This window comes from Paenibacillus fonticola DSM 21315 (assembly GCF_000381905.1).
Taxonomy (GTDB): domain Bacteria; phylum Bacillota; class Bacilli; order Paenibacillales; family Paenibacillaceae; genus Fontibacillus; species Fontibacillus fonticola.
Window position 1 is genome coordinate 1,305 of sequence record NZ_KB907278.1, and the last position, 16,812, is coordinate 18,116.

Annotated in this window: 14 protein-coding genes and 1 tRNA gene; 3 read left to right on the forward strand and 12 right to left on the reverse strand. The window is 49.4% G+C overall.

Translation table 11 applies throughout. The annotated features are described in order from the left end of the window. Window positions 1–593: 593 nt before the first annotated feature. The 3 genes from G358_RS0125290 to G358_RS0125300 all read right to left on the reverse strand — a co-directional run bounded on the left by G358_RS0125290 (window position 594) and on the right by G358_RS0125300 (window position 2,597). Window positions 594–1,004: a MarR family winged helix-turn-helix transcriptional regulator gene (locus G358_RS0125290; protein WP_019640055.1), complete on the reverse strand. Its 411-nt coding sequence runs from the start codon at window positions 1,002–1,004 to the stop codon at window positions 594–596. Window positions 1,005–1,083: 79 nt separating this feature from the next. Beyond that, window positions 1,084–1,206 carry a hypothetical protein gene (locus G358_RS34315; protein WP_019640056.1) on the reverse strand — a complete coding sequence of 41 codons (123 nt, stop codon included), beginning with the start codon at window positions 1,204–1,206 and terminating at the stop codon, window positions 1,084–1,086. Between the two features lie 323 nt (window positions 1,207–1,529). Continuing rightward, entirely contained in the window at window positions 1,530–2,597 is a 1,068-nt protein-coding gene (locus G358_RS0125300) for a branched-chain amino acid aminotransferase (RefSeq protein ID WP_019640057.1), read from the reverse strand. Between the two features lie 115 nt (window positions 2,598–2,712). Between G358_RS0125300 and G358_RS0125305 the strand changes: the two genes are divergently transcribed. Beyond that, on the forward strand, window positions 2,713–3,591 hold the full coding sequence (locus tag G358_RS0125305) for a LysR family transcriptional regulator (protein ID WP_019640058.1): 879 nt from the start codon (window positions 2,713–2,715) through the stop codon (window positions 3,589–3,591). Window positions 3,592–3,685: 94 nt separating this feature from the next. Here the strand turns inward: G358_RS0125305 and gyrA are convergent, their stop codons facing one another. The 5 genes from gyrA to G358_RS0125330 all read right to left on the reverse strand — a co-directional run bounded on the left by gyrA (window position 3,686) and on the right by G358_RS0125330 (window position 11,132). Continuing rightward, window positions 3,686–6,151 carry a DNA gyrase subunit A gene (gene gyrA, locus G358_RS0125310; protein ID WP_019640059.1) on the reverse strand — a complete coding sequence of 822 codons (2,466 nt, stop codon included), beginning with the start codon at window positions 6,149–6,151 and terminating at the stop codon, window positions 3,686–3,688. A 13-nt stretch (window positions 6,152–6,164) separates the two neighbouring features. Further along, complete coding sequence (gene parE / locus G358_RS0125315) at window positions 6,165–8,165, reverse strand: DNA topoisomerase IV subunit B (protein WP_019640060.1); 2,001 nt, start codon at window positions 8,163–8,165, stop codon at window positions 6,165–6,167. 81 nt (window positions 8,166–8,246) lie between these two features. Further along, on the reverse strand, window positions 8,247–9,236 hold the full coding sequence (locus tag G358_RS0125320) for an ABC transporter permease subunit (RefSeq protein WP_026342461.1): 990 nt from the start codon (window positions 9,234–9,236) through the stop codon (window positions 8,247–8,249). Next, on the reverse strand, window positions 9,229–10,251 hold the full coding sequence (locus G358_RS0125325; protein WP_019640062.1) for an ABC transporter ATP-binding protein: 1,023 nt from the start codon (window positions 10,249–10,251) through the stop codon (window positions 9,229–9,231). Before G358_RS0125325 ends, G358_RS0125320 begins: the two co-directional genes overlap by 8 nt. Window positions 10,252–10,298: 47 nt before the next feature. After that, a complete protein-coding gene (locus G358_RS0125330; protein WP_019640063.1) occupies window positions 10,299–11,132 on the reverse strand; it encodes a GDSL-type esterase/lipase family protein in 834 nt (277 codons plus the stop codon). A 243-nt stretch (window positions 11,133–11,375) separates the two neighbouring features. Here G358_RS0125330 and G358_RS0125335 point away from each other — a divergent pair. Beyond that, a tRNA-Lys gene (locus G358_RS0125335) sits at window positions 11,376–11,448 on the forward strand. A 129-nt stretch (window positions 11,449–11,577) separates the two neighbouring features. On the opposite strand, the gene G358_RS30875 is transcribed toward G358_RS0125335, so the two are convergent. Beyond that, entirely contained in the window at window positions 11,578–12,195 is a 618-nt protein-coding gene (locus tag G358_RS30875; protein ID WP_019640064.1) for a CAP domain-containing protein, read from the reverse strand. A 311-nt stretch (window positions 12,196–12,506) separates the two neighbouring features. On the opposite strand from G358_RS30875, the gene G358_RS30880 reads away from it, so the two are divergent. Then, a complete protein-coding gene (locus G358_RS30880) occupies window positions 12,507–13,088 on the forward strand; it encodes a C40 family peptidase (RefSeq protein ID WP_019640065.1) in 582 nt (193 codons plus the stop codon). Between the two features lie 125 nt (window positions 13,089–13,213). Here the strand turns inward: G358_RS30880 and G358_RS0125350 are convergent, their stop codons facing one another. The 3 genes from G358_RS0125350 to G358_RS0125360 all read right to left on the reverse strand — a co-directional run bounded on the left by G358_RS0125350 (window position 13,214) and on the right by G358_RS0125360 (window position 16,774). Beyond that, window positions 13,214–13,672: a GNAT family N-acetyltransferase gene (locus tag G358_RS0125350; protein ID WP_019640066.1), complete on the reverse strand. Its 459-nt coding sequence runs from the start codon at window positions 13,670–13,672 to the stop codon at window positions 13,214–13,216. Beyond that, window positions 13,665–14,849, reverse strand: a complete 1,185-nt coding sequence (purT, locus tag G358_RS0125355) for a formate-dependent phosphoribosylglycinamide formyltransferase (protein WP_019640067.1) — start codon at window positions 14,847–14,849, stop codon at window positions 13,665–13,667. Before purT ends, G358_RS0125350 begins: the two co-directional genes overlap by 8 nt. Before the next feature lie 113 nt (window positions 14,850–14,962). Then, on the reverse strand, window positions 14,963–16,774 hold the full coding sequence (locus tag G358_RS0125360; protein ID WP_026342463.1) for an ABC transporter ATP-binding protein: 1,812 nt from the start codon (window positions 16,772–16,774) through the stop codon (window positions 14,963–14,965). Between the last annotated feature and the right edge of the window lie 38 nt (window positions 16,775–16,812).

Below are 16,812 nucleotides of genomic sequence, written 5' to 3' on the forward strand. Positions count from 1 at the left end.
CATACAGAACACTCGCGTAGCAGGCCTGAGGCTGGGAGTGTATTTGAAATTTCATACAGAACACTCGCGTAGCAGGCTTGACGCTGGGAGGGTATTTGAAATTTCATACAGAACACTCACGCAGCGGCTTGACGCTGGGAGTGTATATGAAATTTCATACAGACTTCGACCGGGCAGTTGCTGCATAGCAGCACTGACTTCATAGCCCACCAAAATTTCGTCAAGCTGTTCATTTCCCATCTTCAAACCAACTAAAGATACCTAGGTTCAACTATTTTTTCTCTGTGAAAATTGAGTTATTATTCAACAATCTTAAAAAGCATAAAAAGGCGTACAATCCTAGAAAAAGGATCATACGCCTTCCTTGCTCATATCTATATATGCTCACTGCATATATTCACTACATTTACTCACTCACTACATATACTAGCTACACATACTCACTACATATATTTGCTACACATACTCACTACATTTACTCACTTATACTCACTACATTTACTCACTGATGCTTGCTGCGTTTGACGACCGGCTGTTTCACTAATAGCTTCACTAATATACTTCCGCCCTGCTCACATCGCTCGCCGGCTATATTACTTGACTCCGGATACTTTACTCAACAAATATACGAGCAGCTGCTGATTATGCGTAGATAGGCGGCTTAATACGCCGTCCAAATAATTGTGGCGAATTGTAATGCCGCGCACGGTTTCCGTCTTGCCCTTCTCCGTAATCGAAATCCATACGATCCGCCGATCGTCTTCATCCCGGTCACGGCGGATAAGCTCCGCTTTCTCCATACGATCTAGGAGCATGGTTACTGCCGCTGGCGTCGTCGCTAAAAAAGGAATCAGATCGGACGGCTTCAACTGCCCGTTCTGTTCCAGCACTTCCAGCACCGACAGCTGAGAGGTCGTCAACGTGGGTGCTAGCTCCTCCTCCAAATGGGTCTGATAATCCTTTACGATCTTGCTAAGAACCTTCCCGAATTCCTCCGTATGCATCATATCCCCCCTATCTCGTCATTTCAATCCTTAATCAGTATCTAGCTGTTCACACCTGAATATATTTGGCTAATCAACTTTAATTCCAATCAAGTGGCCCTTTACAGCTGCTGGCAAAGTTATTGTTCATTATGTAAGCGGAAAAAGCGCTGATCAGCACCCTCTCAAAGAAAACAGATGTAATTAAATTCGCCGCCGCCAACGAAAAATCCTCCTATACTTGTATAAAATCCAATATATGGTTCAGCATCGCAGGAAATCTATTCACATATTTCATAACCCGGAAATCTATCACATATTTCTTAACCGTAGTATTCCGGCAACTAGCCATTATCGTGCACCGCGCGCAGCTCCCAGCGCGCGGTGCTTCGCTGCATGACGGCGGTCGGTCGACCACAACAAACCAGCCGGGTAGCCCGGCTGGTCCTGTTAAACAATTCATCTATTTGTCTATCTTATTCCCTTTTACGAAAAACTGAAACTAACGGATAATACGAAACTATCGATTGAATAGAACTAATAGAATTAACGGATCGAATAAATCCAGCCGAAGGGGTCCTCCTGCTGTCCGCGCTGAATACCGGTAATCGTATCGAACAGCTTCCTCGCCAACTCCCCGGTATGGCCACCAGCAATTGTCATTTCCGCTTCCCCCCACCTCATGCTGCCAATCGGTGAGATTACAGCCGCCGTGCCGGTGCCAAACGCTTCTTCAAGCAATCCCTGACGGTGTGCTTCTGCCAATTCTTCCATAGAGATTTTACGCTCTGTTACATGTACTCCCCATGACTGCAATAAAGCAATGACAGAATCACGCGTAACTCCAGCTAGAATGCTGCCCGAAAGAGCAGGCGTAATCACTTCGCCATTCACTTTAAAGAAAACGTTCATGCTGCCGACTTCCTCTACGTACTTGCTCTCTACGCCGTCAAGCCATAGCACTTGCGAATATCCTGATGTCTTCGCCTCTTCCTGGGCTTTAATGCTTGCCGCATAGTTGCTGGACGTCTTGGCCGCGCCCGTCCCTCCGCGAAACGCCCGGACATAGCGCTGCTCAACGTAAATGCTGACCGGGTGAATGCCTTCCGGATAGTAGGAACCGACCGGCGACAAAATGACAATCAATTTGTAAGTATGCGAAGCCCGGACCCCGAGACATGGCTCCGTGGCAATAATAAACGGACGAATATACAGCGCATTCTCTTCCCCGGACGGAATCCACGACTCATCAATCCGGATCAGCTTTGATAAACCTTGCAGCAGAATGGACTCATCCACCTGAGGTATGCTTAACCGCTCACAAGACTTATTCAGACGCTTCAAATTCATATCCGGCCGGAACAGAACGATCTCCCCGCTTGACGTTCTATAAGCCTTCATCCCTTCGAACACTTCTTGGCCATAATGCAGCACCATCGCTGATGGGTCCAGTGAAATCGGCCCATAAGGAATAATTTTTAGATCGTGCCACCCTGCGTCCAGTGAATAATCCATCGTCAACATATGATCGCTAAAAAATTTGCCAAACCCCAAGTTGTTGACGTCAGGCTTTTCCTTCAAATTCTGACTAAGTTCAATATGCAAGGTATCCATAGTACACGTCCTCTCGATTAAAAGCTCTACTGTTACTATAGCGTTGTTTCTATTATTGATCAATAATATGATATCAATTATAATCATAGATCATATCTATAATTTGGAGGGAAATATGGAGCACCGTTTACTGGAATATTTTATGGCTGTAAGCGAAGAGCTGCACTTTACGAAAGCAGCCGACAACCTTGGCATCTCCCAGCCAACGCTCAGCCACCAGATTCGCCTGCTGGAGCAGCAGCTCGGAACTCCCCTCTTTCACCGCTCCGGCAAAAAAATTCATTTAACCCAGGCGGGCGTTATTTTGCTTGAGCATACCCGCCGTATATTTCATGAGCTGGAGCAAGCGAAGGTTGGAATCGGCGAGCTGTCCGGAATGAAGCGGGGAAAGCTAAGAATCGGCTGCTCGGGCAACCATTTGCTGATTAACTCGATCATTACTTTTCATCGTCAGTTTCCGGGGATCGAGCTGTCCGTCGTTGAACTTGCCACGGAAGAAACACGAGACAAGCTGCTTGGCAACCAGCTGGACCTGGGCGTCGTGTTCTTACCGCTCAAAGATGAGCAGCTCGTAAGCGTTCCGCTGTATCGGGAGGAACTGGTCGTTATCGCTCCGAGAGAGCATCCCTTCGCCTCCTGTGACCGCATTGAACTGGCTCAGCTGGCACAGTCCCCGCTTGTCCTGTTCCCGCCAAAATTTCTGGCCCGCCAGATGATGGAGGCTGCCTGTGCTGAAATCGGCATTCGTTTAACTCCGGTGATCGAATTGTCTACGATGGAATCGCAGTGTCAGATGGTTGCCAATCACGTAGGCGTTACCGTCGTTCCCAAATCATACACCGCAACACTCCGTGACAGCCGGCTTGTGAGCAGACCGATCGCTGAACCCTCCCCAAGCAAGAGCGTTGGCATTGTATACCGGAAGGATACATATATGGATACGGTCATTCAAGCCTTTATTCAGCACTTATCCACCAATTTACAAACCGCCTGAAGGCGCCGAAAGCAAAAAAACTCTCGCCACGAAAAAAGCCCTCCCGCCACGGATTTATTCCGGGGGGAGAGCTTTTTTCTAATACAGCTTCGGTTTATTTCGCATTTTCTTCATCATCGCTGCGCTGCGGCACGAGGAGCAGATCTGCAATTTCATCCCCTTTGCCTATGGCAGCTAATGCCTTGCCGATCGATTTACGATCAGCAAGCGGAGCAGCTTCGGAATTGAAAGAGTAGGATTCGCCCTGCTTCGTCATCAACACGATTTCCAGCGCCTCTTTGCAATGGAATCCTCCTGCAATGCAGCTTCCGTTCGGCTTAACCCGTTTGCCTTCTTTGAACTCAAACGTCTGCACGCCACGGCCCCCGCGGCTTTGTATCGGATAATCCAGCAGCAGGCTGCGCTTGCCATAGCCCAGTTCGGAGACGACGAGTATTTCGCCCTCCTCGCCTTCTACCCACAGCGCACTCACCACTTCATCGCCGTCCTTCAGCCCGATGCCCCTTACGCCGGAAGCGACGCGCCCCATCGGATTGACTTCATTTTCCGCAAAGCGGATCGCCATGCCATCCTTCGTTAACAGCATAATTTCAGCGTCATTGCGGCTCAGCGTCACATGAATGATCTCGTCTCCATCCGCGACCTTCGCGGCAGCAACGGCTCCGGAACGCTTCGTCTCGTAATCCTTGACCATCGTCCGCTTCACCTGACCCCGCTTCGTTACGAAGACAAAACTGGCCTCCGGCTCGTCAAAACTCCTCAATGGAATGACGCTCACGATCCGGTCCTCTTTGGCTAAACCGATTACGTTGACAATCGCCGTGCCGTTATCTTTCCATTTAAACTCTGGAATTTGATGTACGGGCAGGACGAAGTATTGCCCCCGCTGCGTGAAGATGAGCACATTTTGCAGCGTGTCCACTTCGAGAACGTGCTTCATATAGTCGCCGTCTTTCACGCCTGAGCCGTCTAATTCTCCCCCCGAACGGGTAAAAGACAGCATGCTCGTGCGCTTGATATAACCTTCGTGCGACAGCGTAACGAGCACGTCCTCCTGCGCAACCATCACTTCCAGGTTCACTTTGATTTCCTCGACCTCTCCCTGGATGGCCGACCGGCGCTCCACGCCGTATTTATCGCGGATTTCAAGCAGCTCTTTCTTAATAACCGCGATCAGCTTCTTGTCGCTCTCCAAAATGCCCCGCAGCGTGGCAATTTTCTTCTGCAATTCGTTCAGCTCTTTTTGCAGCGACGTAATTTCCAAATTCGTCAATCTGTACAATTGCAAAGTCAAAATGGAATCAGCCTGCCGCTCGGTAAAGCCGAACATCCATTGCAAATTGTTTTGCGCGTCCTGACGATTTTTCGAAGCCTTGATCGCCGCAATGACCTCATCCAATATGTTCAGCGCTTTAACGAGGCCTTCCAGAACGTGGGCCCGATCCTCCGCCTTCTCCAGCTCATACTGGGTGCGGAAAGTTACGACTTCGCGCTGGTGAGCGATATATGCTTCCAAGATCGCCTTTAGGCCCAACTGACGCGGCGCCTTGTTCACAATCGCTACCATGTTGAAGTTATAGGTCACTTGTAAATCGGTCCTCTTGAGCAAATAGGCTAAAATTCCCTCTGCATCGGCATCCTTCCGCAGCTCAACAACGATCCGCATCCCTTCGCGCCCGCTCTCGTCGCGCACTTCGGCAATGCCGTCCACTTTTTTCTCGAGACGAATGTTTTCCATCGCCGTGACGAGTCGGGACTTGACGACTTGATAAGGAATTTCCGTAATTACGATCTGCTGCTTGCCGCCGCGCAGTGCTTCGATTTCCGTTTTGGCTCGAACATATATGCGGCCTCTCCCGGTTTCGTAAGCGTCATTAATGCCTTCTTCTCCCATAATGATACCGCTTGTCGGAAAATCAGGGCCCTTCACATAAGTGCGGATCTCCTCCAGGCTCATGCTTGGCTTCTCCATTACGGCGATACAGGCATCGATCACCTCGCGCAAATTATGAGGAGGAATTTCCGTGGCAAATCCGGCGGAAATACCGCTGACCCCATTAACGAGCAGGTTCGGATAGCGGGAAGGCAGGACAACCGGCTCCATCGCCGTATTGTCGAAATTATCTTTAAAAGGAACCGTCCGCTTCTCAATATCGCGCAGCAGCTCCATGGCGATGGGTGACAATCTCGCCTCCGTATAACGCATAGCCGCTGCCGGATCATCATCCTGAGAGCCCCAGTTGCCATGGCCGTCGATAAGTACATGCCCCATCTTCCAAGGCTGCGCCATGCGGACCATCCCTTCGTAAATGGAAGAATCACCGTGCGGGTGATAGTTTCCCATTACATCGCCGACGGTTTTGGCCGATTTGCGATAAGGCTTGTCGGGCGTATTTCCCGAATCGTACATCGCGTACAATATCCGTCTTTGCACGGGCTTCAGGCCGTCGCGTACATCGGGAATGGCGCGGTCCTGAATAATATATTTAGAATACCGGCCGAACCGGTCACCTACAACTTCCTCTAAATAGGCCGGCAAAAAATTCTCCAATATACTCAAATCAAGTCACCTTCTATTCCTCATACTCCGTGAAATCTACGTTTTCTACAATCCAGCGCTTACGCGGATCAACCTTATCCCCCATTAGCGTGGATACGCGCCGCTCGGCCTTCGTAGCATCCTCAATCTGTACTTGGAGCAGCGTGCGTGTCTCCGGGTTCATCGTCGTTTCCCACAGCTGATCGGGATTCATCTCCCCGAGCCCTTTATATCGCTGCAGTTCAAAGTTTTTGCCAAATTCCTTCAGATAATTTTGCAGTTGCTCGTCGCTCCATGCATATCTCACCGTTTCCAGCTTGCCTGATTTGCGCGTAATTTTGTACAGGGGCGGCTGCGCAATGTAGACGCGCCCCGCATCGATAAGCGGCTTCATATAACGATAAAAGAAAGTGAGCAGCAGCACCTGAATGTGCGCGCCGTCCGTATCTGCATCCGTCATTATGATGATTTTGGAATAATTGCTGTCTTCCAGCGCAAATTCCGTCCCGATGCCGGTGCCGATCGCTGAGATAATGTACCGGTACTCATCATTTTTCAAAATGTCCGCCAGCTTGGCCTTCTCCGGATTCATCGGTTTCCCTTTCAGCGGCAGAATCGCCTGGATTTTCGAATCCCGGCCCTGTTTGGCCGAGCCGCCGGCAGAATCCCCTTCTACAATAAACAATTCATTCCGCGTAAAATCCTTCGACTGCGCCGGCGTCAATTTGCCGCCCAGATTGGAGCTCTCGCTCCGCTTCTTGCCCGTCCGCATTTCATCCCGCGCTTTACGAGCCGCCTCGCGTGCCCTGGACGCCTGCACAGCCTTCTTGATCAACAGTTGAGCGACCTGCGGATTTTCCTCCAAAAACAGCGCCATATTTTCTGACACGACCGCATCCACCGTACTTCGGGCCGAAGCGCTGCCCAGCTGATCCTTCGTCTGCCCGACAAACTCCACCTCGGCCATCTTTACATTGATGACAGCCATCATGCCCTCGCGCAAATCCGTACCTTCGAGATTTTTGTCCTTCTCCTTCAGTATCCCGTTTTTCCGGGCATAGTCGTTCATCACTCGCGTGTAAGCCGTCTTGAATCCCGTCTCATGCGTACCGCCTCCGCGGGTAGGAATCGAGTTGACAAACGAAGCCAGTGTTTCGGTATATCCTCCGTTATACTGCAGCGCCACCTCTACCTCGACATCGTCCCGCTCTGCATAAAAATGAATGACATCGTGCAGGACATCTTTGCCCTCATTGAGAAATTGCACGAACTGACTGGCCCCGCCCTCGTAGAAAAACTCGTCCGCGCGATCCAAACGGTCGTCCTTCAAAGTGACCTTAAGACCGGAATTCAAAAATGCGATCTCCTGCAGGCGTTCGGCAAGCGTATCATAATTCAGCCCGATTCCTTGAGGAAATACGCGGATATCCGGCTTGAAGGTAACCTTCGTTCCCGTCCGGTTTGTATTGCCGATTATTTCAAGACCAGTGACCGGCTCACCGACATGCTCGATCCCCCGTTTATCTACCCAATACTCGAAGCGCTGGCGGTGGATCTTACCGTCCCGGTAAATATCGACCTCGAGCCACTCGGACAGCGCGTTCGTTACGGAAGCCCCAACACCGTGCAGCCCGCCCGACTTCTTGTATCCCGAGCCGCCAAACTTCCCTCCGGCATGCAAAATAGTAAACACGACCTGCGGCGTTGGAATCCCGGTCTTATGAATGCTCGTGGGAATACCCCGCCCGTTATCGAATACTGTAACTGACCCGTCCTTATTCAGCGATATATCAATTTTCGAGCAGTATTTTGCCAAATGCTCGTCAACAGCATTGTCTACGATCTCCCACACCAGATGATGAAGTCCCGACGAGCTCGTACTGCCGATATACATACCAGGTCGTTTGCGTACCGCTACAAGCCCTTCGAGCACTTGAATGTCGTCCGCGTCGTATCCTGAAGCCGCCGCATCTGCGCCAGCCTGACTCGCTGCTGGCCCGGCAACGCCTTCGAACAAATCGATTTGATCGGCCATTCATGCTCCCCCTTTATATGTTTCTTTATGTAGACATTATTATATCAAATGCAAACAAATGTTTTGGTTACCTTGTACATTTTAATTCAATATGTCCTGTTTCGTAAAGACAAGGAACGAAACAAACAATGAAGCAAGTCCCCAAACCGCCAATACAGCCAGTGAAAAGCCAAGCGTCATCCCTTCGATCGGAGCGGGCGTTCCCGCCAAATATTGCGTCAGGCCCAAGTTGACCATAAACAAATATTTTGCACTCGTCCAGGACGAAGCCAAATTCGTTAGTATATTGCCTGCGATTAATGCAGCCATCATAATCACAATGCTGGCCGCCGTGCTCCGTACAAGCACCGACACCATAAATGCCAGCATGGCAACGACGGAACTAACAAACCAAATCAGTCCCATTTGCATCAAAATATATTTCCATTGCGGCACAGCGTGTACTCCTGTTATATCGACATCTGCGCCTTGAAGCTTAAATCCGGTAAATACAGGCAGGTTAAATCCTTTGTAGCCAAAAAATAAACCGGAAACCAGATAACAGACAATAAATGTTGAGACGACGATCAGCGAGACGAACATAAGCAAGGTGATCAGCTTGCTCAGCAGCACCTTCCAGCGCCTCATCGGCCGGGTCAGCAGCATTTTGATCGTGCCGCTCGTTCGTTCGGAAGAGACGATATCCGATCCGATCCCCATAATCAGCAACGGAATAAATAAGGTCGCCGCATTGTCCAAAAATTCTTTCGTAAAAGCAACGGCCCCTGGCTGACGGGGGTTCACGTCATGCTCCAAATAATATTTCATCTGTTGAATATAGATTTGGCGGTATTTTTTCCATTCCTCCGGTACCCGGTCGCTGCCGAGCGAGTTCTGATTGTCAGTAATAGCCTGCTGCACTTCCCTGCGCCAGTCCGCACCGAACTTGCTTCTCTTCTCCTCGGCCGCCCGCAGCTGCGCATAGGCAAAAATGGGGACAAGCACGAGGAGCACAAGCAAAATGACATAAAAACGCTTCTTCTTTATCATTTTGATCGTTTCATTCTTCACCAATGGAATCATACTATTCAATTCCCTCACCTTCCGTCAACTCCAGGAAGAGCTGCTCCAATGTCGGGTTGATTTTCTGCACGCCATGGATATGGATGCCTTTTGCCACAAGGTGTGGAATGATGTGTCGTACATTCTCCGGCAGCATTTGCGTCACGACCGCTTCTTCCCCCATTCCGGCGATAATCGTATCGTCCAGTACGGTATCTGCTTGAGGAATGATCGTTATTCCTTCTAACTCCAGCAGCTTCATTCCCTGATCGCGGGGTGACAGCTCCCAAACTACATAATTCGAATTTTCGGAGATCAGTTCTTCTACAGCTCCGACAGCCAGTACGCGCCCGCGGCTAATAATAGCTACACGGTCACACAGCAATTGAATTTCACTAAGCAAATGACTGGACACAAAGACGGCCAAGCCCTCCTCGGCCAGCCTGCGGATAAACAGACGCAGCTCCTTAATCCCCTTCGGGTCGAGCCCGTTCGTCGGCTCATCAAGTATAAGCAGCTTCGGCCGGCCCAGCAGAGCCTGGGCAATGCCAAGACGCTGGCGCATCCCTAGTGAATATGTTTTTACCTTATCATGAATCCGCTGATCAAGGCCAACGACATCCACCACCTCAGCGATTCGCTGCTCCTTTATCCCCGGCATCATCCGGGCAAAATGCTGTAAATTTTCCCATCCCGTCAAATACGGATATACCTCTGGATTTTCTACGATTGATCCGACATAAGCCAACGCTTGCTCCGGCTGTCTTCTCACATCATATCCGCAAATCGTCACCGAGCCGCCGGTCGGACGGATCAAATCTACGAGCATCCGGATCGTCGTCGTCTTTCCCGCGCCATTGGGACCAAGAAAACCGAACACCTCGCCTGCCCGGACTTGAAAAGTGACATCCTGTACGATCCATTTGCGCCCGATCTTTTTCCTTAGCCGTTCTACGCGAAGCACAATCCCTTCGGACCCATCACTCGTTGTTTGCTGCGGCCGCTCGCGCTCCCGTTCTTCTACAGCCTTGTCCACTGGCGACATTGATTCCACTCCTTAAGCCTTGTCTGTTCGTGTATTGATTATTCGTACTAATAAGCACTCTGTAAAATTCGTTCCGCGATAATTTGATATCCTGTCCCGTTCGGATGAAAATGGTCACTAGCCAAGTACTTTGCTGAGTTTTGCGCAAACAGGTCAAACGTAGGGACCATGACCACCTTTTCATAATCGCTTAATATATCCGTTACGATATTGTTCCAGCGCGCCACAGCCCCGTCGCCGATTTCCCTCATCATTGGCAAATCAGAAAACGGATTGTATAAACCAACGTACACTAACTGTGCTTGCGGATTAATTTCGATCAGCTTAGCAATGGCAGCCGCAAATTGCTCCGATGCTTGCGTTACAGACTGCTCCAGTTCCTGTTCGCTCGGAAGCTGTCTCCCGCTTTGCAGGTTCTGCGCACCATCGAACAAATCGTTTCCGCCGATGGACAGTACGATAAGATCAGCCTGCCGCAGCGAATACTGCACGCCTTTCTCATCCAACAAATGCTTGAGACCTTCCGTAGTCAAACCGTTAATGCCCAAATTGTTTACTAATTTGGATTCCGCTCCTTGCTCTTTCAGCAATTCTACCGTTCGCCTTGCAATTCCTTTGCCGCTGTCATCCCCCGTGCCTTTGGCAAGCGAATCGCCTATCGCTGTCACGCTTAGCTCTTTGCTGTCCGACGGCAGCGAGCCCGGCGCTTCTTCTGGCAAGCCTGTCTTGTTCTGATCTGGAATGCCGTTTATCTGTGCAGCTTGAGGAAAAATAACATCTTTAACCGCAAATGAAAATCCGGCAATTAGCAATAAGGTGGACAACAGTGATAACACTCCCGTCATCCGCCATATTCGCGAAGTTGAATTGTTCTTGCTCATTCTGTCTGTCCTCCTGTGCCATTATTTCCTAATGATGCCGTGCCTAATAGCATTACTGCTAATAACTTAATAACTTTAATAACACTAATAACTAACATAAAACTTCTCATGCCAATAAGCAAATGCAACCTCAGCCTTTAGTAAATTAATTATTTTATTTAACATCTTGTCCATAAATAGCTAAATAAAAAAACTGGATTTTCAAAAAAGAGAGGAGTATAATACTTTGTACGGGCAATATACGGGTTATTAGCTTAGCTGGTAGAGCAGCCGACTCTTAATCGGCAGGTCGCAGGTTCGACCCCTGCATAACCCATTGTTTAACCAAAAAGAAGAGCTGTTCCAGCATCTACGCAAGGATGTTGGAACAGCTCTTTTTTCGTACTCGCACGTTTTTTGCCTGGCAACGAATCGTCACCGGGTAGAGCAGTCTGCTCAATTCGCCTTATTTTCCGATAAACTCCTGAACCCAATGTCCGTTATAATAGCCCACACCGATTAAAGTGTATTTGGAGTTCAATATGTTAGCTTTATGTCCCGGACTTTCCATCCAGGCTTTAACGACGTCGGCGGCTGTCTTTTGTCCTTTGGCAATGTTCTCGCCTGCATACCGGTACGTAATATTATAGGCATCCATCATATCAAAGGGTGACCCGTATTTGGGGGACGTATGGCTGAAATAATTATTTTTATACATATCGATTGCTTTATCCTTGGCCATTTTAGATAAATTCGTATGCACGACAAGCGGCTTGAGCCCAGCTTGCTTCCGTTCCTTATTGACTAGGGCCACCACCTGAGCGGCATTCTCCGCCTGAATTTGAGCATACAGGGCAGCCATCTCCTTCGCAGATGCAGCTGCGCTTGGGGCTTTGCTGACAGCTTTGTTGGCAGTTTTGTTGGCAGTTTTGTTGGCAGTTTTGTTGGAAGATTTACTCGCATCTGCTGCATGGATCGTTCCGATTCCGGCAAAAGGCAGCGCTGGCACCGCTGTTAACGAAGCAGTCAGGCCAAGCAACAGTACACTGGACAGGATTCCTTTCACTTCCGGCCTATTCATCATTGCATCCTCTCCCTCTAACTCTAACTCTTACATTCTTTGGTGTATCTTGTCATATTCTAACATGAGTTGTAATTCAGCGCATGAGTAATTATTGGAATTATCCTCAATTGCTTAATACCCTTCTTCTGGCCATTCGTAACTTCCTTTGAAGTCTTTTTAAGCCTCCTTCCGAAAATTATTTTCCTTTCCAAGACTATAGTCTAGTAATAATTCCGGCTTTAGGCGGTTTTGGTATTCCCCCAATTGACATACCATGGTAATATCAATAAATGGTAGTACATAACCCAATAATTAAATGGCGGTTGAAAAATATGAACAAAGATACACAAATTTATATTCTGCTGAGCAATCCGCGGACCATCGTCACGAAAATGATCGGTTTGTACACAAGAGCTCCTTATAATCACGCGTCGATCGCATTTGATTCTGAGCTTCGAGAAGTATACAGCTTTGGCAGGAAGCATCCTCTTATTCCCGTCTTTGGCGGATTTGTCAAGGAGAACATTCACTCCGGCGTATTTGAAAAGGCAACCTGCGCAATTTACAGCTGTTCAGTCAGTAAGGAAACCTACGAACGAATGCGTACATACGTCCGGCAATTTGAAGAGAACGATGAGCTTTACAGTTACAATTTTCTAGGTATTCTCGGAATTATCCTCAACATGGAGCTCGGCAAAGAAAACTCCTACTTCTGTTCTCAATTCGTCAGTTCCGTATTTAAGCAAGGCGGAGTTGACCTCGTAAATAAGTCTGCCGCATTAACCACTCCTGCGGATCTGCAATCCTGCACCCACCTTGAGCTCATATTCCGGGGCAGCCTGGAAACCTATCGTCAATTGTGCTGTTACCGCAGAAACAACAGCGTTCAGCAGCATCCATCCTACGTCGTATAACCGCTCCGTCAATGATTTCCCCCTATATTCGCACCAGACTGAAAAAGGGTCTGTCCCAAGTAGTCAATTACTACATCGGACAGACCCTTCATTTCAACTCTATTCAAAATTCCATTGTCAGACCGTCATCCTTCTATCGGCTTGCTCAAACGGTATCCGCGGCAAATAAAGCCCATATGCTCGTAAAAAGACTTGGCCAGCATATTGCGCTCTCCTCCCGCCGACAAGACTAGCTGCAGGCTTCCTTGCTGCTTGCCCCATAATTCAGCCGCCTCCACCAGGCCCCTGCCGATGCCGGTTCCCCGGCGCTTCTCATCGACGACCATGGCGGTAATTTGCGTAACCGGATTGTTCATATCGTGCGTTTGGTACTGCTTCAAGAAGGTTGTGCCGACGATGACGCCATTAAGCTCAGCCACAAGACTGCAAAGAAGCGGATGATCCTCAAGCATACATAGCCGTTCATAAAGCACGCTCGGCGTTGTCGGGTATTTGAGCTGGCGCATTAAGGGCAGCAGCTGATCGACATCGTTACGGCTGCTTTTACGAATAACAAAAGCAGGTGCCAACACCATACTACTCATTGATCTTTACCACCTTTAATGAGCTAGCCGCTTGTCTGACGCGGCTGCGAGCTGTTTCAACATCCTTTGCCCCGCTTAGGGCAACGGCCATCCGTCTCCCTGGCTTGCTAAGCGGCTTGCCGAATACGCGCACCTGCGTTCTCGGCACGTTCAAAGCTTCCTCCACGCCGCTGATGACGAAGGCTTCCCCTTCGAAATCGCTCTTCAGCGTGGCGGACGCGCCAGCCGTCAGCAGCTCCACCGAAGGAACCGGAAATCCGAGAATCGCCCGGACATGCAGCGCAAATTCGGACATATCCTGAGTGACCATCGTCACCATCCCTGTATCATGAGGACGCGGGGAAACTTCGCTAAAGACGACCCCGTCTTTCGTAAGAAACAATTCTACGCCGAATAAGCCGTAACCACCGAGCGCATCCGTTACTTTACGAGCGATCCGTTCCGCCTCCAGAAGCTGGTCCGCGTTCATTTCATGAGGCTGCCACGATTCGACATAATCCCCATCCTGCTGAATATGTCCAATCGGCGGGCAAAAGACAGTCCCTGACGAAGAGCGGACGGTCAACAACGTAATCTCACTGACAAAAGGGACAAATGACTCAACGATCACCTTCGTCTGCCTGGCTCTGGCGCCATCCAGCGCCGTCTGCCAGCAGGCTGGCACATCGCCGGGCTCCCGGCAAACACTCTGGCCTTTGCCTGACGAGCTCATCAGCGGTTTGATCACACATGGATATCCAAGCTCACCGGCAGCTGTTTCCAGCTGTTCAAGACTGCTTGCAAAACGATAGGCCGCCGTCGGCAAACCGAGCTCTTCCGCGGCGAGCCGGCGAATCCCTTCCCGATCCATCGTTAATTTGGCTGCTCCAGCTGTAGGAATCACCTTAAAGCCTTCACGTTCCAGCTCAACGAGAACATCGGTAGCAATCGCTTCGACTTCCGGGACGATGATATCTGGCGAGACGCTAACTATCAAAGATCGCAGCGCATCCCCATCCAGCATATCGATGACATGGGATTCATGGGCGACTCCCATGGCGGGCGCATGCTCATAACGGTCCACAGCAATCGTTCGGACGCCCAGCCTCTGCGCTTCAATCACTACTTCCTTGCCTAATTCCCCACTGCCAAGCAGCATGATGCTCCTGGCACGCTTTGAAACAGGAGAACCCCACATCACTTCAGATATCCCCCTTGAATTTATGAGTTGTTCATCTTCATCTATTTTCGGGTTTTATCAGAAATAATGCAAGGGTTCGACATTAAAAAATAATTAAAATCTACAGAAAGTTACAAAAATCGAAATTGTGCCTCAACAAGCCCGTTGTAAATTCCCTTTTGTTCCATTAATTGCTCATGAGAACCTTGCTCCTTGATCTCACCATGGTCAAGCACGACGATATTATCGGCATTCCGGATCGTCGACAAGCGGTGGGCGACAATGAACGAAGTTCGCCCTTGCAGCAGCACCTTCAGCGCCTCCTGAATTTTCAGCTCCGTCTCCGTGTCGATGCTTGCAGTTGCCTCATCCAGAATCAAAATCCGCGGGTTGGCGAGCAGTGCCCGGGCAAAGGACAGCAGCTGACGCTGCCCCATAGACAGAGCGCTGCCGCGCTCCTCCACCTCGGTGTCGTATCCCCCCGGCAGCTTCATAATGAAGTCGTGCGCATCTACTGCTTTGGCTGCTTCTTCAACCTCTGCGTCCGTCGCATCTAGGCGCCCGAAACGGATGTTATCCCGAATGCTGCCCGAAAAAATAAAAGTATCCTGCAGAACGATGCCAATTTGACTGCGCAAACTTTGCACCGTTACATCACGAATATCATGGCCGTCGATCAATATTCCGCCATGGGTCGTATCATAGAAACGGCTAAGCAGATTAATGATCGTACTTTTCCCTGAGCCGGTATGGCCAACGAGTGCGATCGATTGGCCCGGACTCACATCCAAGGAAATTCCCTTCAAGGCCGGACGGCCCTTCTCGTATTCAAAAATGACGTTGTTAAACTGAATATTACCCTTGATCGGAGGCATCGGCTTTGCCCCCGGCTTATCAGCGATGCTCGGCTCCTCGTCGATAAATTCGAAGATCCGTTCCGAAGAGGCCATCGCCACAAGCAGTTGGTTGTACATCATTCCGAGACGGTTAATCGGTTCCCAGAAGTTGCCGACATAGTTGCTGAACGCGACGAGCAGACCGATTGTCAATTCTCCCGACTGAATCAAATATACACCAAGCATAAACAAAATAAAGGTGCCCATTCCGCCGGTGATTTCGATGATCGGCCCGAACATCTGGTTCATGGCCGACGCTTTATCCCATGACTTCCTGCTGTCCATGTTCATCTTATCGAAATAACGCATGTTCTCCTGCTCCTGCGTATAGGCTTGCGTTACCCGAATCCCTTGAATTGATTCATTCAGGTGAGAGTTAATCCGAGAATTTCGCATCCGTACTTCCTGCCATGCAATCCGGATTTTCTGCCGCAGCTTCGTGGAAACTAAGAACATGATCGGCACCGTAATCATGACAGCAAGCCCGAGCTTCCAGTTAATGAGCAGCAGGATGACCACAATACCAGCCAGCTGCACACAGTCGATCATCAGGTTGACAACGCCGTTCGTGAACAAATCCTGCAGAGAGTTCACATCATTCGTAACCCGGACGAGCACAGAACCTGCCGGCCGTTTATCAAAAAAATTAAACGAGAGCTTCTGGATATGCCGGAACAAATCCGACCTTAAATCATAAATAACTTTCTGGCCGATAATATTCGTATATTTAATACGCAGCTTACTGGCCCCCCATTGCACAATGTATAAAACGACGATAATTACCGTCAGCGTATACAGCAATTTGAGGCTCGGGCTGCCTATTGGGGGAGCAATCGCTTTATCAATGGCGATACTCGTCAAATAAGGAACCGTAAGTTTTGTAATCGTTCCGAGTATCGTCATAATAAGTACTAACGGCAGCATCTGCTTCGCATAAGGCTTCATGTAGGAGAACAGCCTACGAAACTGTGTCCAGTCAAATGCCTTGTCAATCAGCTCATCATCCTGATAAATAAACCGGTCTTCAATCCGTGTCTTCTTCTTCATTCCTTTGGATGCCTGGTTGCTGTGGAGTTCCGTATTCA

Bases quoted from the DNA above. Each gene is read 5' to 3' on its own strand.
- G358_RS0125290 (WP_019640055.1), bottom strand. From the start codon at position 1,004: ATGCATACGGAGGAATTCGGGAAGGTTCTTAGCAAGATCGTAAAGGAT.
- G358_RS0125300 (WP_019640057.1), bottom strand. From the start codon at position 2,597: ATGGATACCTTGCATATTGAACTTAGTCAGAATTTGAAGGAAAAGCCT.
- G358_RS0125305 (WP_019640058.1), top strand. From the start codon at position 2,713: ATGGAGCACCGTTTACTGGAATATTTTATGGCTGTAAGCGAAGAGCTG.
- parE (WP_019640060.1), bottom strand. From the start codon at position 8,165: ATGGCCGATCAAATCGATTTGTTCGAAGGCGTTGCCGGGCCAGCAGCG.
- G358_RS0125325 (WP_019640062.1), bottom strand. From the start codon at position 10,251: ATGTCGCCAGTGGACAAGGCTGTAGAAGAACGGGAGCGCGAGCGGCCG.
- G358_RS0125330 (WP_019640063.1), bottom strand. From the start codon at position 11,132: ATGAGCAAGAACAATTCAACTTCGCGAATATGGCGGATGACGGGAGTG.
- G358_RS30875 (WP_019640064.1), bottom strand. From the start codon at position 12,195: ATGATGAATAGGCCGGAAGTGAAAGGAATCCTGTCCAGTGTACTGTTG.
- G358_RS30880 (WP_019640065.1), top strand. From the start codon at position 12,507: ATGAACAAAGATACACAAATTTATATTCTGCTGAGCAATCCGCGGACC.
- G358_RS0125350 (WP_019640066.1), bottom strand. From the start codon at position 13,672: ATGAGTAGTATGGTGTTGGCACCTGCTTTTGTTATTCGTAAAAGCAGC.
- purT (WP_019640067.1), bottom strand. From the start codon at position 14,849: ATGTGGGGTTCTCCTGTTTCAAAGCGTGCCAGGAGCATCATGCTGCTT.
- G358_RS0125360 (WP_026342463.1), bottom strand. From the start codon at position 16,774: ATGAAGAAGAAGACACGGATTGAAGACCGGTTTATTTATCAGGATGAT.